This window comes from Stenotrophomonas sp. BR163, assembly GCF_047520985.2.
GTDB classification, from domain to species: domain Bacteria; phylum Pseudomonadota; class Gammaproteobacteria; order Xanthomonadales; family Xanthomonadaceae; genus Stenotrophomonas; species Stenotrophomonas sepilia.
Genome location: NZ_JAXBRE020000040.1, coordinates 1 through 18,358, shown reverse-complemented (window position 1 = coordinate 18,358; position 18,358 = coordinate 1). Strand labels below are relative to the sequence as shown.

At 68.0% G+C, this 18,358-nt stretch carries 20 protein-coding genes; 9 read left to right on the top strand and 11 right to left on the bottom strand.

Annotated features, from left to right (window positions below; genetic code table 11):
• Positions 1-68: 68 nt before the first annotated feature.
• The 4 genes from ACM0PY_RS19835 to ACM0PY_RS19820 are packed head-to-tail and all read right to left on the bottom strand — an operon-like array spanning position 69 to position 2,923.
• Positions 69-866 (bottom strand): N-formylglutamate amidohydrolase, encoded by a 798-nt coding sequence (locus tag ACM0PY_RS19835; RefSeq protein WP_095379291.1) that lies wholly within the window; start codon positions 864-866, stop codon positions 69-71.
• Positions 859-1,413 (bottom strand): NUDIX hydrolase, encoded by a 555-nt coding sequence (locus ACM0PY_RS19830; protein WP_111201063.1) that lies wholly within the window; start codon positions 1,411-1,413, stop codon positions 859-861. The genes ACM0PY_RS19835 and ACM0PY_RS19830 overlap by 8 nt, the downstream gene beginning before the upstream one ends.
• Positions 1,410-2,345, bottom strand: a complete 936-nt coding sequence (locus ACM0PY_RS19825; protein WP_180885518.1) for a 5'-3' exonuclease — start codon at positions 2,343-2,345, stop codon at positions 1,410-1,412. The genes ACM0PY_RS19830 and ACM0PY_RS19825 overlap by 4 nt, the downstream gene beginning before the upstream one ends.
• Entirely contained in the window at positions 2,342-2,923 is a 582-nt protein-coding gene (locus ACM0PY_RS19820) for a nitroreductase family protein (protein WP_061480136.1), read from the bottom strand. The genes ACM0PY_RS19825 and ACM0PY_RS19820 overlap by 4 nt, the downstream gene beginning before the upstream one ends.
• A gap of 331 nt (positions 2,924-3,254) precedes the next feature.
• Between ACM0PY_RS19820 and pacR the strand changes: the two genes are divergently transcribed.
• Both pacR and ACM0PY_RS19810 read left to right on the top strand, forming a co-directional pair.
• Positions 3,255-5,576, top strand: coding sequence for a PacR family protein (gene pacR, locus ACM0PY_RS19815; RefSeq protein WP_180885516.1), 2,322 nt, complete (start codon positions 3,255-3,257; stop codon positions 5,574-5,576).
• A 51-nt stretch (positions 5,577-5,627) separates the two neighbouring features.
• Positions 5,628-6,707 carry an NAD(P) transhydrogenase subunit alpha gene (locus ACM0PY_RS19810; RefSeq protein WP_180885515.1) on the top strand — a complete coding sequence of 360 codons (1,080 nt, stop codon included), beginning with the start codon at positions 5,628-5,630 and terminating at the stop codon, positions 6,705-6,707.
• A gap of 101 nt (positions 6,708-6,808) precedes the next feature.
• Here the strand turns inward: ACM0PY_RS19810 and ACM0PY_RS19805 are convergent, their stop codons facing one another.
• The 3 genes from ACM0PY_RS19805 to ACM0PY_RS19795 are packed head-to-tail and all read right to left on the bottom strand — an operon-like array spanning position 6,809 to position 8,181.
• Entirely contained in the window at positions 6,809-7,270 is a 462-nt protein-coding gene (locus ACM0PY_RS19805; RefSeq protein ID WP_180885514.1) for a DUF3106 domain-containing protein, read from the bottom strand.
• Positions 7,271-7,273: 3 nt separating this feature from the next.
• Positions 7,274-7,600 carry a hypothetical protein gene (locus tag ACM0PY_RS19800; RefSeq protein WP_180885512.1) on the bottom strand — a complete coding sequence of 109 codons (327 nt, stop codon included), beginning with the start codon at positions 7,598-7,600 and terminating at the stop codon, positions 7,274-7,276.
• Entirely contained in the window at positions 7,597-8,181 is a 585-nt protein-coding gene (locus tag ACM0PY_RS19795; protein WP_080104281.1) for an RNA polymerase sigma factor, read from the bottom strand. Before ACM0PY_RS19795 ends, ACM0PY_RS19800 begins: the two co-directional genes overlap by 4 nt.
• 98 nt (positions 8,182-8,279) lie before the next feature.
• On the opposite strand from ACM0PY_RS19795, the gene ACM0PY_RS19790 reads away from it, so the two are divergent.
• Together ACM0PY_RS19790 and ACM0PY_RS19785 are read left to right on the top strand one after the other, a co-directional pair.
• Positions 8,280-8,600, top strand: a complete 321-nt coding sequence (locus ACM0PY_RS19790) for an NAD(P) transhydrogenase subunit alpha part 2 (protein WP_005415382.1) — start codon at positions 8,280-8,282, stop codon at positions 8,598-8,600.
• On the top strand, positions 8,597-10,057 hold the full coding sequence (locus ACM0PY_RS19785) for an NAD(P)(+) transhydrogenase (Re/Si-specific) subunit beta (protein ID WP_180885511.1): 1,461 nt from the start codon (positions 8,597-8,599) through the stop codon (positions 10,055-10,057). The genes ACM0PY_RS19790 and ACM0PY_RS19785 overlap by 4 nt, the downstream gene beginning before the upstream one ends.
• A 176-nt stretch (positions 10,058-10,233) precedes the next feature.
• Here the strand turns inward: ACM0PY_RS19785 and ACM0PY_RS19780 are convergent, their stop codons facing one another.
• Positions 10,234-10,653 (bottom strand): hypothetical protein, encoded by a 420-nt coding sequence (locus tag ACM0PY_RS19780; RefSeq protein WP_180885509.1) that lies wholly within the window; start codon positions 10,651-10,653, stop codon positions 10,234-10,236.
• Between the two features lie 122 nt (positions 10,654-10,775).
• Here ACM0PY_RS19780 and sufT point away from each other — a divergent pair, with 122 nt between their 5' ends.
• The 3 genes from sufT (at position 10,776) to ACM0PY_RS19765 (ending at position 14,676) form a co-directional block, all read left to right on the top strand.
• Entirely contained in the window at positions 10,776-11,327 is a 552-nt protein-coding gene (sufT, locus tag ACM0PY_RS19775) for a putative Fe-S cluster assembly protein SufT (RefSeq protein WP_005415385.1), read from the top strand.
• 59 nt (positions 11,328-11,386) lie between these two features.
• Complete coding sequence (locus ACM0PY_RS19770) at positions 11,387-12,481, top strand: branched-chain amino acid aminotransferase (protein WP_180885507.1); 1,095 nt, start codon at positions 11,387-11,389, stop codon at positions 12,479-12,481.
• 452 nt (positions 12,482-12,933) lie between these two features.
• Entirely contained in the window at positions 12,934-14,676 is a 1,743-nt protein-coding gene (locus ACM0PY_RS19765) for a S8 family peptidase (RefSeq protein WP_235646831.1), read from the top strand.
• 189 nt (positions 14,677-14,865) lie between these two features.
• On the opposite strand, the gene ACM0PY_RS19760 is transcribed toward ACM0PY_RS19765, so the two are convergent.
• The 3 genes from ACM0PY_RS19760 to wrbA all read right to left on the bottom strand — a co-directional run bounded on the left by ACM0PY_RS19760 (position 14,866) and on the right by wrbA (position 16,356).
• Positions 14,866-15,351, bottom strand: a complete 486-nt coding sequence (locus ACM0PY_RS19760) for an asparaginase domain-containing protein (RefSeq protein WP_053501049.1) — start codon at positions 15,349-15,351, stop codon at positions 14,866-14,868.
• 79 nt (positions 15,352-15,430) lie between these two features.
• Complete coding sequence (locus ACM0PY_RS19755) at positions 15,431-15,766, bottom strand: DUF2069 domain-containing protein (RefSeq protein WP_005415388.1); 336 nt, start codon at positions 15,764-15,766, stop codon at positions 15,431-15,433.
• Positions 15,763-16,356: an NAD(P)H:quinone oxidoreductase gene (gene wrbA / locus ACM0PY_RS19750; protein ID WP_180885503.1), complete on the bottom strand. Its 594-nt coding sequence runs from the start codon at positions 16,354-16,356 to the stop codon at positions 15,763-15,765. The genes ACM0PY_RS19755 and wrbA overlap by 4 nt, the downstream gene beginning before the upstream one ends.
• 77 nt (positions 16,357-16,433) lie before the next feature.
• On the opposite strand from wrbA, the gene ACM0PY_RS19745 reads away from it, so the two are divergent.
• Together ACM0PY_RS19745 and ACM0PY_RS19740 are read left to right on the top strand one after the other, a co-directional pair.
• Positions 16,434-17,708 carry a YihY family inner membrane protein gene (locus tag ACM0PY_RS19745; RefSeq protein ID WP_134972745.1) on the top strand — a complete coding sequence of 425 codons (1,275 nt, stop codon included), beginning with the start codon at positions 16,434-16,436 and terminating at the stop codon, positions 17,706-17,708.
• On the top strand, positions 17,705-18,277 hold the full coding sequence (locus ACM0PY_RS19740; protein ID WP_134972744.1) for a TlpA family protein disulfide reductase: 573 nt from the start codon (positions 17,705-17,707) through the stop codon (positions 18,275-18,277). Before ACM0PY_RS19745 ends, ACM0PY_RS19740 begins: the two co-directional genes overlap by 4 nt.
• The last annotated feature ends 81 nt before the right edge of the window (positions 18,278-18,358 follow it).

The following is an 18,358-nucleotide window of genomic DNA, read 5'->3' as shown; positions in this document are numbered from 1 at the left end:
CCCCCCCCCCCCCCCCCCCCCCCCCCCCCCCCCCCCCCACTACCGATACGGGATGGAACCACGCGCGTTCAACCCAGCGCCAGCAACTCCGGTTGCAGCGCGCTGAAGATCCGCGCCAACCGCTCGGCCCACGCCTGCTGCCCTGCCATATCGGCAATGAGGTCCTGGCGGATCTCCAGTTCCACGTGCACCAGCCCACGGCCTTCGCCATGCACCGGCACCGCGTAGTCGCTGGTGCTGCTGACCGAATACGGTTCGTTGTCCCCCACCACCAGGTCGCCTTCGTCGCGCAATGCCTGCAGCAGGGCATGGGCAAAACGCATGTCCTGGTGGTACAGCACGCCGGCGTGCCAGGGCCGCTGCGTACCGTTCATCACGGGGGTGAAGCTGTGCATCATCACCAGCAGGGTGGGCTGGCCGGCATCACGGCGCGCATCAAGCTCGGTCTCAATGCGTGCATGGTACGGCGCGTGGATCGCATCGATGCGCTGCTGGCGCTGCGCCGCCGACAGCCCGGCATTGCCCGGCACGACGGTGTGGTCGCTCACCTCCGGAATCAGCGTCGGTGAGGCCAGTGGGCGGTTGCAGTCGATCAGCAGCCGCGAGTACGTCTGTTCGATCGCCCAGGCATCGAGCCGTTCGGCCAGTGCACGGGTGGTGCCGGCGATGCCGATGTCCCAGCCGATATGGCGGTCCAGCTCGGCCTGGGGCAGGCCGAGCCCGGTCAGCGCACGCGGCACCTGCTGGCCGGCGTGGTCGGCCAGCAGGAGGTAGGGCGAGACGCCCTGCGCCCGGTGGATCGTGTAGATCGCCGGGTCGTCGGCGCCGAGCAACGCAGGCAGCCTGTGCAGGTCCGCGTCAGCCACGCGGGCGCCCGTCCAGGTGGTGCTCGATCATCCACAGCCCGGCCCAGAGCTTGGCGTCCAGCTCGTAGCCTTCGCCCATCTTCTGCACCAGCCACGCTGCAGCCTCATTGCGTGGAATCTCGTGCACGGTGATGTCCTCGCTGTCATCACCGCCCCCTTCGCCGATCCGTCGCAGGCCGGTAGCGCGCACAAAGGCGATCTTCTCGCTGCTGGCGCCGGAAGACGTCGGGCCGATCATCAGCACTTCGGCGTGATCGGCGGTCCAACCTGTTTCTTCTTCCAGTTCACGCACCGCCGAGACTTCGATCGATTCGCCGGCGTGGATGTCGCCGACCAGGCCGGCCGGCATTTCGATGGTGGGCGCCTGCAGCGGTATACGGAACTGTTCGACGAACAGCACCTTGTCTTCCGGGGTGACGGCGATGATGATCGCGGCCAGGCCACCGGCATGGGTGCGTTCGCTGTATTCCCAGGTACCGCGCACCAGCATGCGCTGGTACTTGCCTTCGTAGACGACGCGCGGGGCTTCGGTATTGCGCTGGCTCATGCGGGCTCGCTGTGGGAGGGAAGAGGATCGGCCACGCCGGCGGCGTCGAACAGCCGGCGGCGGGTCATCGGGCCGAAGCGCAGGGTCTGGCACAGGCCACCGAGCAGCTCTGGATCGGCCGATTGGCGCAGCAGTCCGGGCTGGCTGCCCTCCAACGGCGCGTCCAGCGCGATGGTGGTCAGCTGGCGCCAGAGCTGGGCGTGTTCGCGCTGCTCGCGCAGCCGCACTGCCATCTGTGCAGCGCCACGCAGGCGCAGGAACGGCACTTCGTCCAGTCGTTCGAACAGCGCATCCATGCTGCCGAAATGGGCCAGCAACACGGCGGCGGACTTGCTGCCGACACCACTGACACCGGGAATGTTGTCCACCGCATCGCCGCACAGCGCCAGGTAATCGGCAATCTGGTGCGCGTGCACGCCGTGCCGTGCCTTCACGCCGGCCACGTCCCAGCGCTGGTTGCGGGCGTAGTCCCACAGTTCGTCGTGATCCAGCAGAAGCTGCGACAGGTCCTTGTCGGCAGAGATGATCACCCCGCGATGGCTGCCCCGGTGTACGTGCAGGGCGCTGCCGATCAGGTCGTCGGCCTCGTATTCGTGGTGGGCCAGGACGGCAAGGCCCAGCGCCGCGCACAGCGCCTTGCAGTGCACGAACTGGCGCTTGAGCGCCTCCGGTGCCGGCTCGCGGTTGGCCTTGTAGGCCGGATACAGCCGGTGGCGGAAACCGCTGTCGAGCGCTTCGTCGAAGGCGATGGCGATGTGCCGCGGGCGCTCGCGCTCGAGCAGGTCCAGCAGGAAGCGGGCGAAGCCGTGCACCGCATTGGTGGGCCAGCCCTGTGCGTCCTGGAACTGGTCTGGCAGTGAATGCCAGGCACGGAACACGTAGATGCTGGCATCAACCAGGTACAGCGACGGCGGGGCGGCCGGCAGGGTCATGCTGGGGGCGTCCAGTCGCGCAGCAGGGCCGCTGGGTCGGGGCGCTCGCGCTCGGGTACGTCGGCCTTGGGCGTACCGATGTGGATGAAGCCGGCGATGCGTTCGCCGTCGACCAGGCCCAGGTGGGCCTGCACGGCTGGATCGAAGGCCATCCAGGCGGTCAGCCACTGCGCGCCGAAACCCAGCGCCTGCGCGGCCTGCAGCAGGGCGAAACAGACGCAGCCGGCGGTCATCAGCTGTTCCTGTTCGGGCACCTTCGGGTCCGGCCGCGGGCTGGCCACCACCACGATCACCAGCGGTGCGTGGCTGAAACGCTGGCGGTCCTTCTCGAACACGGCCTCGCCCGCATGTGGGTCGCGCTGGCGGCTGCGTTCAGCCAGGAACTCGCCCAGAGTGTGACGTGCATCGCCTGCGATTTTCAGGAAGCGGAACGGCACGCGCTTGCCGTGGTCGGGCACGCGCACCGCTGAGGCCAGCATCCGCTGCAGGGTGGCCGGGTCCGGCCCGGGCTCGCCCAGTTGCCGCGAGGGCACCGAGCGGCGGGCATCCAGGGCGAGCAGGGCGGCAGGATCGGGCATGGAGGCTGAACCGGTCATCACGGGCGTTTGATTATAGTCGGCGTGGTCAATGACGCCGTCTGTGTCGCGTCCGGCCCCTGAATACCAAACTGTGATGAACATCATGCCACTGGCGGGAAACGGACAGCTGCTTCCCCTCGCCTCGTGGGCCTTGCACGGCTTACGATATCTGTCTTGCCGGGCCGCCGGTCATGAGGTTTGAAGTGAGGACTGTTTCACTGTCCGTGACGGGCTGGCCGGCCTACCATCGACGTTCCGGTACATGGGGTGTGCCGGAAGCCGCGATGTCCATGCTGTCTGTCGTACCAGAGAAGGTGGGGAGCCTTCCCGAATGATGAGCGTGCCCACACCGATGGGATCGCCGGGCCGTGACCCGGCCCAGCTCCAGCGTGCCCGGGACATGGTCCTGCCCGCGCTGTGCCAGGCCTTCGGGGCGGCACTGGCGCGTTTCGACGATGCCCTGTTCGACCGCGCCGGCAATGCCGGCTCGTCGCAGTTGCTGTTCCTGGACGCGATGCGCGAACTGCGCCGGCGCCGTGAGGACATCGCGGCCGCTTTCGCAGGCCACCTGCAGCAGGCCTGGGCCGCATTGGAGGCTGGTGAGCCGCTGTCAGCCGAGGCGACCCTGTCCGGGCCGGCCGAGGATGGGCTCAGCCTGCTGGCCGAGCATGTGCTGGAATCACGGTTGGCGGTGCGCAATTTCGCCACTGTGTTGCTGCGTGACTTCAAGCCGGTGCTGGCGCGGCTGGATCGCCGCCTGGGCCGGTTGATCGGCGGCGCAGAACTGGACGCCGACCATAATCCGATCAGCCCCGAACACCTGGGCGTGGCCATCCACGAAGCCTTTGCCGGCTGTGAACTGGCCCCGGAAGTGCATCTGGTGCTGATCAAGCTGTGCGAGCGCGACCTGCGTGCACCGGTCGGTCGCATCTACGAGAAGCTGGACGAGCAGCTGGCCGCAGCCGGCGTGATGTCGCAGATGGGGGCTCCGCAGCGCCCACAACCGCCGGCACCGGATCCGCGCATGGCCGGGATGCTGGATGACCTGGTCGAGCGTCGCCAAGGCGCGGGCGTCGATCCGGGGTTCAGCGATGACGAGCAGGCTGCACCGGCCTGGGCGCAGCGCTTCGCCGCCCGCTGGTCCGCGCGCCGCGGGCATATGCAGCAGCACCTGGGCGGCGATGACGGCGCCACCGGCGAGGCCTACGCTGGCCAGCAGGGCATGCTGCTGGAAGCGCTGCACGAACTGCTGCAGCAGACCCGCCACGTGCGTGAGGACGCCACGTCTGCGGCACAGGTGGCGGTTGGCCAGCAGCGCCCGCTCAGCCAGCGCGAAATGATGTCGGTGTTGTCGCTGCTGCAGGCCACGCCCAGCGCCACCCTGCGCGCGGCCATCGGCGAGGACGGCGAATCGCTGGCGCAGCGCCTGAAGAGCGAAGTGCTGTCCAGCGCCACCCAGCTTGGCGTCGATCCGGGCCAGACCCGGCTGGACCCGCAGGATGAGGACGCCATCGACCTGGTCGGCATGCTGTTCGACGTGATGCTGGACGAGCGTGAACTGGAAGGCCGCTCGCGCGAACTGATCGGCCGCCTGGTGGTGCCTTTCGTCAAGGTCGCCATGCTCGACCGCCGCATGTTCGTGCAGAAGACCCACCCGGCGCGCAAGCTGCTCAACTCGCTGGCCGAGGCCTGCGAGGGCAACACCGGCGAGAGCCAGGCCGAGCGCATGCTGATGGCCAAGGTCGAAGAGATCATCGAGCGCCTGGTGGCCGAGTTCAACGAGAACCTGGCGATCTTCCTGACCCTGGAAGAGGAATTCCGCGAGTTCCTGGTGCAGCATCGCCGCCGCGTGGAAATCGCCGAGCGCCGTGCCGCAGAAACGCAGCGCGGCCAGGAAAAGCTGGAAATGGCCCGCAGCCGGGCCGGTGCGGAACTGGACCGCCGCATCGGTGACGCCACGCTGCCGCCGGCCATTGCCGAGTTCCTGCGCCAGCCGTGGCAGCATCATCTGACCCTGGCGCTGCTGCGCGAGGGAGAAGAAGGCGCGTCGGTGGCCGAGGCATTGAGCCTTGGCGATGGCCTGCTGGAGGAAGTGGCCGAGGCCCGCCGCCAGATCGTCGGCAAGCCGTGGCTGCAGGCCTGGCAGCCGGTGCTGGCCAAGGTGTTTGCCAGCGTCGGCGTGCACGGCGATGCGGCCACCGCCGCCATTGATGCCCTGCATGACACCCTGCAGGGCATCGCCGAATCGCGGCCGGAACTGCAGCGTGCGCTGCCGGAGCTGCCGCAGGTTGCCTTGCCCGCGCCGCCAGTGGCTGAATCGCCGGCGGTTGAGCTTGGCGGGCAGATTGACGCCGACGATTTCGACAACGCCGATGCCGACCGCTTCCGCCGCATGGAAATCGGCAACTGGCTGGACTTCGTCGACAAGGATGGCAAGGTGCAGGCGGGCAAGCTGTCCTGGGTCAGCCCGATTTCCTCGCGCCTGCTGTTCGTCAACCGTCGCGGCGTGCGCTTCTGCGTGGCCTCGCCGGAAGAGCTGGCGGTGATGATGCGGCTGGGCCGCCTGCGTGCCCACGTTGATGATGGCGCCTTCGACAGCGCCATGCAGGGCGTGATCGATCGCCTCGACCCGGGCAGCGCCACGCTGCACTGAGCGGGGGCTGCCTGCTAGGATCGGGAAACTCACCGATCAGCGGGGACCTGCATGGCCGTGGCGTTGCTGGGTATCAAGGAGACCGCGCCGGGCGAACGGCGCGTGGCACTGACGCCGGAGACCGCGCGCAGGCTCGGGGCCTTGGGCATTGCCGTCTGGTATGAGGCGGGCGCGGGTCTGGCCGCTGGTTTCACCGACGCCGCCTATGACGATGCCGGTGCACGCGTCTTCGACGCGGGCCGCTGGGCCGAGATCGATATCCTGCTGTGCGTGCAGGCCCCCCCTGCGGCGGTGCTGGAACAGCTCAAGCCCGGCGCCAGCGTGGTCGGCCTGCTGGCCCCGGCCAGCGATCCGGCGCTGGCCGCGCTGGCGGCCGATGGTCGCCTGCAGCTGTTCCCGCTGCAGCAGCTGCCGCGCACCACCCGTGCGCAGGCAATGGATGTACTCAGTTCGCAGGCTGGCATGGCCGGCTACAAGGCGGCGCTGATCGCCGCCGAACGCGCGCCGCGCTTCTTCCCGATGCTGACCACTGCGGCCGGCACCGTGCGGCCGGCCAAGGTGCTGGTGATCGGTGCGGGCGTGGCGGGCCTGCAGGCCATTGCCACTGCCCGGCGTCTTGGTGCGCTGGTGGAAGGCTTCGACGTGCGCCCGGAAACCCGCGAGCAGATCCAGTCACTGGGCGCACGCTTCCTCGACCTCGGGGTCAGCGCGGCGGGCGAGGGAGGCTATGCGCGGGCGCTGACCGATGACGAGCGCGCCGAGCAGCAGCGTCGGCTGGCCGACCACCTGCGCAGTGTGGACGTGGTGATCTGCACGGCTGCGGTACCGGGCCGCCCGGCACCGACCATCGTGACCGCCGCGATGGTGGAAGGCATGGCCACCGGCAGCGTCATTGTTGATCTGGCAGCGGAAAGCGGCGGCAACTGCGCACTGACCCTGCCGGGGCAGTGCATCGAACACCAGGGCGTGACCATCGACGGTCCGCTGGGCCTGGCCAGCCGCGGCGCAACCCAGGCCAGCGAGATGTATGCACGGAACCTGCTCAACTTCGTTGCGCTGTTCGTGCGCGACGGGCAGCTCGGTTTCGATTGGGACGACGAACTGCTGGCGAAGACACGCTGGCAGGGGTGAACCTCATTGCCTCCTGTAGAGCCGAGCCCATGCTCGGCTTGCGCAGGCGCGATAGAGCAGCAGAGCGTGGGCTCGGCTCCACAAAGGGTTGAACGTTGCCTTTACCGCGGCTTCGCCGGCGGCGGGTTCTCCCGCACCCAGTCCTTGCGTTGCTCGGGCGTCATCTGCGACCAGCGCTCGCGCAGTGCGTCGCGCTGCGCGGGCGGCAGATCCCGCATCTGACCGAACAGGGCCCGGGCCTGCTCACGCTGTTCCGGGCTCATGTGCTCGAAGCGGCGCAGGCCGCGGCGGGCCTTGTCGCGTTCCTCCGGGCTCATCGACTGCCAGCGCTGGCCATGCGAGAGCATCCGCTGGCGCTGGCCGGCATCGGCGCTGTTCCAGCGGTCGCGCAGCGGCGCCAGCAAGGATTCCCGCTGCGCTTCACTCAACTGTTCCCAGGCCGGCAGTGGTGGGGCTGGCGCGGCGCGTGCGGCAGGGGCGGGCGCGGCGTTCTGCGCCAGTACCGGGAAGACCGGCAGCAGCAACAGGGTCAACAGCAGCGGCAGGGTATGCAGTCGGGACATGGTTCACTCCATCGCCAGGTCGGTATCGCCCAGCCACAGGTACAGATCGGGATTTTCGTCGTACAGCGCACTGTTGTCTTCCACCGAGGCCAGCACCGGTGCCGGCACGGCGGGCGACAGTGGGCGGTGGACGCTGAACTGCAGGCCGATCCCCAGCGCCACCACCAGAGAACAGGCGCTGGCCAGCCACCAGCGCCAGCGCCCGTGACGAGCCGTGCTGGCGCCGTGGCGGGCCTGGCGCAACCGTGCCAGCGTGGCCGGTGACAGCGCCTGCAGCGACTGCGCGTGCAGGTCGCGCAGGGTGTCATCGGAAGGCAGGGAGCGGTTCACGGGTGGGTCTCCAGGTAGTCCTGCAGCGCCTGCCGGGCGCGTGCCAGATGGGTTTTTACCGCGCCTTCGCTGCAGCCCATGGCGCGGGCGGTGGTGGCCCCGTCCAGGTCCTGCAGCACGCGCAGGGTGAAGGCCTCGCGCTGGCGTGCGGGCAGGGTACGCAGCGCCTGCACCAGTTGCTGGTACTGCTGGCGCTGTTCGTGCGCCTGCGCCGGGTCCGGGCCGGGGTCGGCCCAGTCGATCCCGCCTCCGTCGGCATCCTGGTTGTCGCGCCAGAACGGCAGGCGGAAACGGCGCCGGCGCTGCAGGTCGATCACGCGGCGGCGCAGGATGCTCCAGAACAGGGGCGCCCATTCGGCCGCCGGCTTGTCGGCGTAGTCCAGCATGCGCATCAGCGCGTCCTGCACCGCGTCCATGGCGTCTTCGCGCTGGCGCAGGCCGGCCTCGGCGAAACGGAACGCGCGCGGGCCGACGCTGGCCAGGAACGCCTCCAGCGATGCCGGCAGGGCATCGGTGTCGGCGCTCGGGGGGACGGGGCTGCTCACCAGCACAGGGTACGGTTCCTCGCTCGGGGTCACCATCGACAACGCGTGAGCGTCGCCGCGGTTGACGCCGGGTGCGCGCCGGGTTCAGCCCGTGGTTATGATGGGCCGACGAAGACAGAGCGGGAGCGTTGCCAGTGAGTGACGGGTTCGTAGCGCTGTACATCTTCATGCTGGCGGCCATCGCCGGCCACGTGATCATTTCGCGGGTGCCGGTGATCCTGCATACCCCGCTGATGTCGGGTTCCAACTTCATCCACGGCATCGTGCTGATCGGCGCGATGGTGGTGCTGGGGCACGCGCAGACGCCGCTGGAAAAGGCGCTGGGCTTCCTTGCCGTGGTGCTCGGTGCCGGCAATGCCGCCGGTGGCTACGTGGTCACCGCGCGCATGCTGGAGATGTTCAAGCCGAGCGCGCCCAAGGGCGGCAGGGACGAACCGAAGGAGCCACAGGCTTGAACATCAGCACCGTCGAACTGCTCGACTGGCTGGTCAAGGCCAGCTACCTCGTCGCCGCCACGCTGTTCCTGCTGGGCCTGCAGCGCATGGCTTCGCCGCTGACCGCGCGCAGCGGCATCCGCTGGGCCGGGCTGGGCATGCTGCTGGCCACGGTGGCGACCTTCTTCCTGCCTGAACTGCACAACGTGCCGCTGATCCTGGTCGCACTGCTGCTGGGCGCGGGCCTGGCCTGGTGGTCGGCCGGCAAGGTGGCCATCACCGACATGCCGCAGATGGTGGCGTTGTACAACGGCATGGGCGGTGGCTCGGCGGCGGCGATCGGTGCGGTGGAACTGCTGCGCTATGCCTTCCTTGCCAACCGCGATACCCGCCATTGGAGCGAGCAGGCGCTGGCCGACCTGGCCGCGCGCCAGCCCTCGGGCATGGTGCTGCTGCTGGCGGTGGTCGGCGCGGCGATCGGCGCGGTCTCGCTGTCCGGTTCGGTGATCGCCTGGGCCAAACTGGACGGACGCCTGGACAAGCGCGTGACCTGGCCCGGCCAGCAGCTGATGAACCTGATGGTGGCACTGGCGGTGGCGGTGCTGGCGATCATCGCGGCCAGCACGCTAAACACCTCGGCAATCGTCGCCTTCTTCGTGCTGGCGCTGGCACTGGGCGTGCTGATGACGTTGCCGATCGGTGGCGCCGACATGCCGGTGGTGATCTCGCTGTACAACGCATTCACCGGCCTGGCGGTGTCGTTCGAAGGTTATGTGCTGGGCAATGAGGCGCTGATCATCGCCGGCATGATGGTCGGCGCGGCCGGCATCCTGCTGACCCGGTTGATGGCCAAGGCGATGAACCGGCCGATCCGCAACGTGCTGTTCTCCAACTTCGGCGGCGGTGCAGGAGGCGAGGCACAGGCGATCACCGGCGCGCAGAAGCCCATCGAAGCGTCGGACGTCGCGGCGATGATGGCCTTTGCCGAGCGCGTGGTGATCGTGCCCGGCTACGGCATGGCGGTGGCGCAGGCCCAGCACAAGATCTGGGAACTGGCGCAGCGGCTGGGCCAGCGTGGCGTGAAAGTGAAGTTCGCGATCCACCCGGTGGCCGGGCGCATGCCCGGGCACATGAACGTGCTGCTGGCCGAGGCCGGCGTGCCCTACGATCTGATCACCGACATGGACGACATCAACCCCGAGTTCGCCAATACCGACGTGGTGCTGGTGATCGGTGCCAACGACGTGGTCAATCCGGTGGCGCGGACCGACCCGGCCAGCCCGATCTACGGCATGCCGGTGCTGGACGTGGTCAACGCGCGCAACGTGGTGGTGATCAAGCGTGGCAAGGGCACCGGTTTTGCCGGCATCGAGAATGCGCTGTTCTACGCTGACAACACCCGCATGCTCTATGGCGACGGCGCCGAAGCGGCGGCATCGCTGGTGAGCGAGCTGAAGGCGCTCGACGGCGGGCATTGAGTTGAGGACCGGGGTTGGATCCCTTTCCGCAGGAAAGGGCTCTGACCCCTTTGCCGGCCAGCGGCCGGCACTACCCCATCCGCGCGTGGTGGCTGCAGCGGGTAGGTGCGGTCCCTGGTCCGCACGCCTTTGCCGGCCAGCGGCCGGCACTACCGAATCCACGAATCTCTACGCGCTCAGCGCGCCAGCCAGGCACCTACGGCCACGGCCACGGCCAGCCACAGCCATTCCACCGCGCCATTGGCCAGGCTGATCAGGGTCCAGGCCAGGTGCGGGCCCATCCGCGTGGTGGCATCCCACAGGTCCAGGCCGATCGAGCCGCCCATCCAGGCGCTGGCGATGGCCCAGTTGGCCACGGCGGCCACCAGCAGGGTGCCGACCACGACCAGGGTGACGCGCAGCCGGCCTGGGCCCAGCGTGCCCAGGCGCAGCATGAACACCAGTTCCAGGGCGGCCAGCACCGCCATCCAGCCGACCTGCCGGCCGGTCATCAGCGCCAGGACCATCCAGGCGAGGGGAGCGACAAACAGGCCCAGCAGCAGCATGAGGGGCCAGAGCCAGGTCACGGTCCTGGCACGCGCGGCATTGGAGGACATCGAAGCTCCCAGAAGATCACCCACAGGATACTGTGGTTTGCCGCAGTGCACCGGCGGTGCGGGGGCGGCTGGGCTAGAATGCCGTCTTGCGTGGCCTCGGCCACGGCCCCATATCGGTCCCCATGTATTCCCGTAGCAGCGAACCTGTCCACTTCGAACGCGATTGCGAGGCCGTGATGGTCCCGCAGGGCGACACCGTGACCCTGCCTGCCGGCAGCTATGGGTACATCACCCAGGCGCTGGGCGGCAGTTATTCGGTGTTCGTCGAGGGCAACCTGTTCCGCATCGCCGGCAAGGACGGCGATGCCATCGGCAAGGAGGCACCGGCGCCGCTCGAGCTGCCGGCCGACGCCACCGATGAACAGGTGGAGCAGCTGGTGTGGCAGCAGCTGCGCACCTGCTTCGATCCGGAAATTCCGGTCAACATCGTGGAACTGGGCCTGGTCTATGAAGTCGAGATCAAGCACCTGGATGAGGGCAAGCGCGAGATCGACGTGAAGATGACCCTGACCGCCCCGGGCTGCGGCATGGGCGAGATCCTGGTCGACGACGTGCGCAGCAAGCTTGAAATGATCCCGACGGTGGCCGAGGCCGACGTCGACCTGGTGTTCGACCCGCCGTGGAACCAGCACATGATGTCCGAGGCGGCCCGGCTAGAGACCGGCATGCTTTGACCCAGGGCCCGCAGTGACGCGGGCCCGGCACTACCCGCAACCAGAACAGGAATCCTCCGGTGTCCCAGTCCATCCCCAGCTTCGCCGTCACCCGTTCGGACCACCCGCGCAGCGCTGAAGAGCGCGCCAAGATCCTGGAGAAGCCGGGCTTCGGCCTGCACTTCACCGATCACATGGTGGAAGTGCGCTGGGACAAGGATGCCGGCTGGCACAATGCCAACGTGCGCGCCTACGGCCCGTTGCAGCTGGACCCGGCCGCCGCCGTGCTGCATTACGGCCAGGAAATCTTCGAAGGCATCAAGGCCTACCGCCACGCCGACGGTTCGATCTGGACCTTCCGCCCGGATGCCAACGGCCGTCGCCTGCAGCGTTCGGCGCAGCGCCTGGCGTTGCCGGAACTGCCGGTGGAGATCTTCGTCGAATCGCTGAAGCAGCTGATCGCCGTCGACAGTGACTGGGTGCCTTCGGCCGATGAGTCGAGCCTGTATTTCCGCCCGTTCATGATCGGCGACGAGGCCTTCCTCGGCGTGCGCGGCGCGCACAAGGCCGGCTACTACGTCATCGCCAGCCCGGCCGGCCCGTACTTCGCCAAGGGTGTTGCCCCGGTGTCCATCTGGCTGTCCACCGAGTACGCGCGTGCGGCCAAGGGCGGCACCGGTGCCGCCAAGTGCGGTGGCAACTACGCCGCCTCGCTGCTCCCGCAGCAGAAGGCGCAGGCGCAGCGCTGCTCGCAGGTATTGTTCCTCGACCCGGTCGAAGGCAAGTACCTGGAAGAACTGGGCGGCATGAACGTGTTCCTGGTCTACAAGGACGGCACGCTGGTCACCCCGGAACTGTCGGGCAGCATCCTCGAGGGCATCACCCGCGAGAGCATCCTGCAGCTGGCCCGCGACCGTGGCATGAAGGTCGAAGAGCGCAAGGTCAGCATCGACGAGTGGAAGGACGGCGTCGCCTCCGGTGCGATCAGCGAAGTGTTTGCCTGTGGCACCGCCGCGGTGGTCACTCCGATCGGCCAGCTGAAGGGCGAGGGCTTCTCGGTGGGCGACATCAACGCGCCGGCCGGCGAAGTGACCATGTCGCTGCGCAAGGAACTGACCGATATCCAGTACGGCCGCCTGCCGGACCGCCACAACTGGCTGGTCAAGCTGGGCTGATCGCCCACATCGAATCGTAGAGCCGGGCCCGCGCCCGGCTGCGCTTCTGGAAAGCCCGTCCCCGCGACGGGCTTTCTGCGTTTCGGGCCAAGGGGTCAGATCCCCTTCCGCGTGAAAAGGGATCTGACCCCGGATCGGTGGACGCCGATGTCGGCAAAGTCATTCCAGGACACGTGACGACCCAGTCAGGTCTGTGCAGGACACGAGAAAGTTCCTTCACCTTCACAAACCCTCGACCCGAAAAGTCTCAGAACGAACATTTCATCTTGCTGAAAAGACGCTGAAAATCTTGTGGTGTCCGGTTTCGGCCATTAGCGTCATATGCACGGCGGATCGTTAGGGGGATCCGCTGACTCACCGGACTTCGAACCTCGCCAACGCAAGCCAGCCCAGGGTTCGGGCCGGTGCTTCTGCCGATTCCGGCATTCACACCACAAGAAAGGGAAATACTGATGTCCCAGGTAACGCAACCGCGTGTGCGTCGAGTGTGGGTGGTCCTTGGTGCGTCCGTTCTGTCATCGCTGCTGCTGGCCACGCCTGCGCTGGCCGGTGACGTCCAGCTCAGCGGCCTGCAGTCCGCGCCGACGCACCAGCGCTTCATCGTGAAGTACCGCGACGGCAGTGCGCCGGTGGCCAACACCACCGCACTGGCCTCTTCGCTGAAGACTGCCGCCGCCGGCCTGGCCAGCAGCCAGGGCCGCGCGCTGGGCCTGCAGGAGGTCCGCAAGCTGGCCGTTGGCCCGACCCTGGTCAGGACCGATCGCCCGCTTGACCAGGCCGAATCCGAGCTGCTGATGCGCAAGCTCGCCGCCGACCCGAACGTGGAATATGTCGAAGTCGACCAGATCATGCGTGCGACGCTGACCCCGAATGACACCCGCTTCAGCGAACAGTGGGGCTTCGGTACCTCCAACGCGTCGATCAACGTGCGGCCGGCCTGGGACAAGGCTACCGGCAACGGCGTGGTGGTGGCCGTGATCGATACCGGCATCACCAACCATCCCGATCTCAACGCCAACATCCTGCCTGGCTATGACTTCATCAGCGATGCCGCGATGGCGCGCGATGGCGGTGGCCGCGACAACAACCCGAATGACGAGGGCGACTGGTACGGCGCCAACGAGTGCGGCTCGGGCATCCCGGCCTCCAACTCCAGCTGGCACGGTACCCACGTCGCCGGCACTGTGGCGGCGGTGACCAACAACAGCACCGGCGTGGCCGGTACTGCGTTCAATGCCAAGGTCGTCCCGGTGCGCGTGCTGGGCAAGTGCGGCGGTTACACCTCCGACATCGCCGACGCGATCGTGTGGGCATCTGGCGGCACCGTCAGTGGCGTGCCGGCCAACGCCAACCCGGCCGAGGTCATCAACATGTCGCTGGGTGGTGGCGGCAGCTGCTCCACCACCTACCAGAACGCCATCAACGGCGCAGTCAGCCGTGGCACCACCGTGGTGGTCGCCGCCGGCAACAGCAACACCAACGTGTCCTCGTCGGTGCCGGCCAACTGCCCGAACGTGATTGCCGTGGCGGCCACAACCTCGGCCGGTGCGCGTGCCAGCTTCTCCAACTACGGCACCGGCATCGACATCTCAGCACCGGGCCAGAGCATCCTGTCCACCCTCAACACCGGCACCACCACGCCTGGCAGCGCCAGCTACGCGTCGTACAACGGCACCTCGATGGCGGCGCCGCACGTGGCCGGCGTGGTTGCGCTGATGCAGTCGGTCGCGCCAAGCCCGCTGAGTCCGGCGCAGGTCGAAAGCATCATCAAGAGCACTGCACGCCCGCTGCCGGGCGCCTGCTCGGGTGGCTGCGGCGCCGGCATCGTCGACGCCAACGCGGCCGTGGCTGCGGCGATCAACGGCGGTGGCAACCCGAACCCGGGTGGCAACGTGCTGCAGAACAACGTGCCGGTGACCGGCCTGGGCGCCGCAACCGGTGCCGAGCTGAACTACACCGTCGCCGTTCCGGCCGGTAGCAGCCAGCTGCGCGTGACGATCAGTGGCGGCAGCGGAGATGCCGACCTGTACGTGCGCCAGGGCAGTGCCCCGACCGATACCAGCTACACCTGCCGTCCGTACCTGAGTGGCAACAGCGAGACCTGCACCATCAACAGCCCTGCCGCCGGCACATGGTATGTGCGGGTGAAGGCCTACAGCACCTTCTCGGGCGTGACCCTCAACGCCCAGTACTGAGCCCAAGTCCCTCTCCAAGGGCACGCCCTGGCTTCGGCCGGGGCGTTTTCGCTTCTGCAGAGCCGAGTCCATGCTCGGCTGCTCCGGCTGCCGACCGTTGTGCCACGCTGGCACGCGGTTGCCGAGCATGGCCCGGCACTACAAGGACAGTGCTCTGGCAGGTGCCGACCTTGGTCGGCACGCGGTTCCTCAGACCGACTCGAAGCGGTTCGCAGCCACGTTCTTGCGCACGTGCTGCGGGTCGAAGATCCGCCCGTTCATCGCGATGTACACGCCGCTCGGCAGCGACTGCACCGCACCGATCGCGCAGCCGATGTTGAACTCGGCATCCGAGCCGCGGAAGCGTGCCGGGCTCAGTGCGCCGGTCATCACGATGGTCTTGTCGGGGATCGTCGCCAGCACCTTGCCGGTGTGCACCATCGAGTCGGTGCCGTGGGTCACCAGGACGTGCCGAGTCGGCTGCGCGGCGATGGTGGCGCGGATCAGCTCGCGGTCCTCATCGTTGATGTGCAGCGAATCCTTGCGCAGGATCGGAATCACGTTGAAGCGGAACGTCACGCCCAGCTCGCGCAGGATCATGCCGATCTGCGGATCGCCGATCTGGTAGTCCGACTTGTCGTCGAAGTAGATCTTGTCGATCGTGCCACCGGTGGTGACGACCAGGAGCTCTTCCATCATGTGCATGCGCGAAACCAGGACAGGTACTGCGGCGCGGGGCCAGGAATGCAGATGATACGGCCCAGCGGGCGCAGCGTCAGCGTTGCTTGCCGAAGCGGGCGCGCAGGCCGGGCAGGCTGGCGCTGAAGATCACCAGCAGGGCCAGCGCGATCTCGATCAGCGCCAGCCAGCGCGTTTCCGGATGGCTCCAGGCGCTCATCACGCCGTGGCTGAACCAGCCCAGCGCCAGGACCGAGGCCCAGAATCCGGCCTTGCGCCAGCCCAGGCGCACGGCGATGGCCAGCGCCAGCGGCGGCGCGGTGAACACCAGCTGGGTCGCCAGCCAGTGCTTGTCATTGATGAACCAGCCGGCGAACAGCGCGGCCAGCCCCATCAGGGCCAGCAGCAGGACCGTGCGCGGCGCGGCGCTCATCGGGCCAACCGCTGCGCGATGCCGGCCACCCGGCGCCCCAGCGCGCGCGCCAGCACGGCTTCGTCGTCGGTCGGCTGCGGGTCGTCGGCGGCACCGGCGACGTGGCTGGCGCCATAGGGTGTGCCGCCACTGGTGGTATGGCTCAGCGCCGGTTCGGTGAACGGAATGCCGACGATCACGCAGCCATGGTGCAGCAGCGGCACCTGCATCGACAGCAGGGTCGATTCCTGCCCGCCATGCATGGATGCGGTGGACGTGAACACGCCGGCCGGCTTGCCGCAGAGGGTGCCATTGATCCATTCGGCGCCCAGCCCATCCAGGAAATGCTTCACCGGCGCGGCCATGTTGCCGAAGCGGGTCGGGCTGCCGAGCAGCAGGCCCTGGCATTCGGCCAGGTCCTGCACGCTTACATAGGGGGCGCCATCGTCGGGTACCGGCGGCTGCGCGGTCTGGGTCACTGCGGCCACCGGCGGCACCGTGCGCAGGCGCGCCGTCATGCCCGGCACTTCGCCGATGCCCCGCGCGATCTGGCGCGCCAGCCGTGCCACCGAACCGCCCCGGCTGTAATACAGCACCAGAATCTCGCCCATCGTGCCCGCTTCTCCTCGTCGTGTGGCCACCAGTATGGCTATCCTGCGAGCATTCCGCATCGGGTACCCTTCCACCGATGGAACCTTTGGATACGCTCAACCTGTGGATGGAGCGCGCGCGGGATCGCGCACGGGCCATCAGTTTCGGCCGCTTCCTGTGGCATCGCTTCCTCGACGACCGCCTGTTCCAGGCAGCGGCGGCGCTGGCGTACACCACGGTGTTCGCGCTGGTGCCGCTGGCCATCGTGGTGTTCGGCGTGCTCTCGGCCTTCCCCGTTTTCGACCGCTGGAGCGACCAGCTCAGCGACTACGTCTTCTCCAACTTCGTGCCCTCCGCTGCGCGCGCGGCCGAGGGTTACCTGCGGCAGTTTTCGGCCAGTGCCGGCCAGCTGACCGCCGCCGGCTTCATCGCACTGGTCGCCTCACTGCTGATCACGCTCAACAGCGTGGAAGAGACCTTCAACCAGATCTGGCGGGTCGGCTCGAGCCGGCCCAAGCTGACCCGCTTCCTGGTCTACTGGACCGTGCTGACCCTGGGCGCGATGCTCGCCGCTGCGTCGCTGGCGGTGTCGGCGCGGGTGTTCGCGATGCCGTTGTTCGGTACCCAGGAGGGCCGTTGGCTGGCCGAACTTGCGCTGCGGCTGGCACCGATCCTGATCGAGTTCGTCTGCATCACGCTGATGTTCCGCGTGGTGCCGCACCACACGGTGAAATGGCGGCACGCGATACCCGGCGCGATCCTGGCGGCGGTGATCCTGGAGCTGGTGAAGTGGGGCATCGGCGCGTATCTGGGCAGCTTCCAGTCCTACCAGAAGCTGTATGGCACGGTCGCCTTCGTGCCGATCCTGCTGCTGTGGATCTACCTGTGCTGGGTGGCGGTGCTGCTGGGTGCGTCGCTGGCCTCCTCGATGGCCGCCTTCCGCTACCAGCCGGTCGAGCTGCGCCTGCCGCAGGGGTACGAGTTCTATGGGCTGCTGCGCCTGCTTGGCCGCTTCCAGCATGCACGAGCCAAGGGCAAAGGCCTGGCCGATGACGAGATCCTGCGGCTGGAGCCGATGCTGACCGATTCACTGCTGCAGGACCTGATCTGCAACCTGCAGGAGATCGACCTGCTGCGCCGCGATGAGCGCGGCGAGTGGCTGCTGTCGCGCGACCTGGACCAGGTCAGCCTGGCCGATCTGTACGAATGCACCCAGCTGCGCATCCCGGTAGCCGAGCAGCACCTGCCGTATCGCGACGACAGCCTGGGCCGTGCCGCCTTGGCGGCGCTGGATGACCTGCGACTGCCCCTGCGCGAACGCCTGAAGCGCAAGGTCAGTGATATCTATACCGACTCTGGAGACACCCCATGACCCGCAAGACGTCGTTGCCGCTGCTGCTCCCGTTGACCCTGCTGCTGGCCCTGGCGGCCTGCAAACCGGCCCAGGAGCCGGCACCGGCCAGCAGCCAGCCACCGGCGCAGGCACCGACGCCGAGCACGGCACCGGTCGAGGAAGCCCCGGCCGAGCGCACCACCGCCGAGTTCCCGACACTGAAGATGAAGGCGGTGGATGGCAGCGACTACGACCTGGCCGCGCATCGCGGCAAGTGGGTGGTGGTGAACTTCTGGGCCACCTGGTGCGCGCCGTGCCGCAAGGAGATGCCCGAGCTGTCGGCCCTGCATGCGATGCGCAGCAACATCGAAGTGGTCGGCTTGGCCTACGAGGACATCGAAGTGCCGGAGATGCAGTCGTTCCTGGCCAAGCATCCGGTGACCTATCCGATCGTGATCGTGGATCCCTACGATCCGCCGGCGGATTTCGCCACGCCGCGCGGCTTGCCGCTGACGCATCTGCTGGACCCGCAGGGCAAGCTGGCGCACACGTTCCTTGGCCCGGTGACCGCCGCCGACATCGAAAAGCAGATCGCTGCTGCCAAGTAGGTTGGGTATCGGCAGGGCTGCGCCCTGCACCCGCGGTAGTGCCGGCCGCTGGCCGGTAACCCCAGCAAAAGCAACAGCAAC

Excerpts from the sequence above, each read along its gene's own strand:
- ACM0PY_RS19820 (WP_061480136.1), bottom strand. The coding sequence starts at position 2,923 with ATGCCCGATCCTGCCGCCCTGCTCGCCCTGGATGCCCGCCGCTCGGTG.
- pacR (WP_180885516.1), top strand. The coding sequence starts at position 3,255 with ATGATGAGCGTGCCCACACCGATGGGATCGCCGGGCCGTGACCCGGCC.
- ACM0PY_RS19810 (WP_180885515.1), top strand. The coding sequence starts at position 5,628 with ATGGCCGTGGCGTTGCTGGGTATCAAGGAGACCGCGCCGGGCGAACGG.
- ACM0PY_RS19740 (WP_134972744.1), top strand. The coding sequence starts at position 17,705 with ATGACCCGCAAGACGTCGTTGCCGCTGCTGCTCCCGTTGACCCTGCTG.
- ACM0PY_RS19760 (WP_053501049.1), bottom strand. The coding sequence starts at position 15,351 with ATGGAAGAGCTCCTGGTCGTCACCACCGGTGGCACGATCGACAAGATC.
- ACM0PY_RS19795 (WP_080104281.1), bottom strand. The coding sequence starts at position 8,181 with ATGGTGACCCCGAGCGAGGAACCGTACCCTGTGCTGGTGAGCAGCCCC.
- ACM0PY_RS19780 (WP_180885509.1), bottom strand. The coding sequence starts at position 10,653 with ATGTCCTCCAATGCCGCGCGTGCCAGGACCGTGACCTGGCTCTGGCCC.
- wrbA (WP_180885503.1), bottom strand. The coding sequence starts at position 16,356 with ATGGGCGAGATTCTGGTGCTGTATTACAGCCGGGGCGGTTCGGTGGCA.
- ACM0PY_RS19825 (WP_180885518.1), bottom strand. The coding sequence starts at position 2,345 with ATGACCCTGCCGGCCGCCCCGCCGTCGCTGTACCTGGTTGATGCCAGC.
- ACM0PY_RS19745 (WP_134972745.1), top strand. The coding sequence starts at position 16,434 with ATGGAACCTTTGGATACGCTCAACCTGTGGATGGAGCGCGCGCGGGAT.
- ACM0PY_RS19830 (WP_111201063.1), bottom strand. The coding sequence starts at position 1,413 with ATGAGCCAGCGCAATACCGAAGCCCCGCGCGTCGTCTACGAAGGCAAG.
- ACM0PY_RS19755 (WP_005415388.1), bottom strand. The coding sequence starts at position 15,766 with ATGAGCGCCGCGCCGCGCACGGTCCTGCTGCTGGCCCTGATGGGGCTG.
- ACM0PY_RS19805 (WP_180885514.1), bottom strand. The coding sequence starts at position 7,270 with ATGTCCCGACTGCATACCCTGCCGCTGCTGTTGACCCTGTTGCTGCTG.
- sufT (WP_005415385.1), top strand. The coding sequence starts at position 10,776 with ATGTATTCCCGTAGCAGCGAACCTGTCCACTTCGAACGCGATTGCGAG.
- ACM0PY_RS19765 (WP_235646831.1), top strand. The coding sequence starts at position 12,934 with ATGTCCCAGGTAACGCAACCGCGTGTGCGTCGAGTGTGGGTGGTCCTT.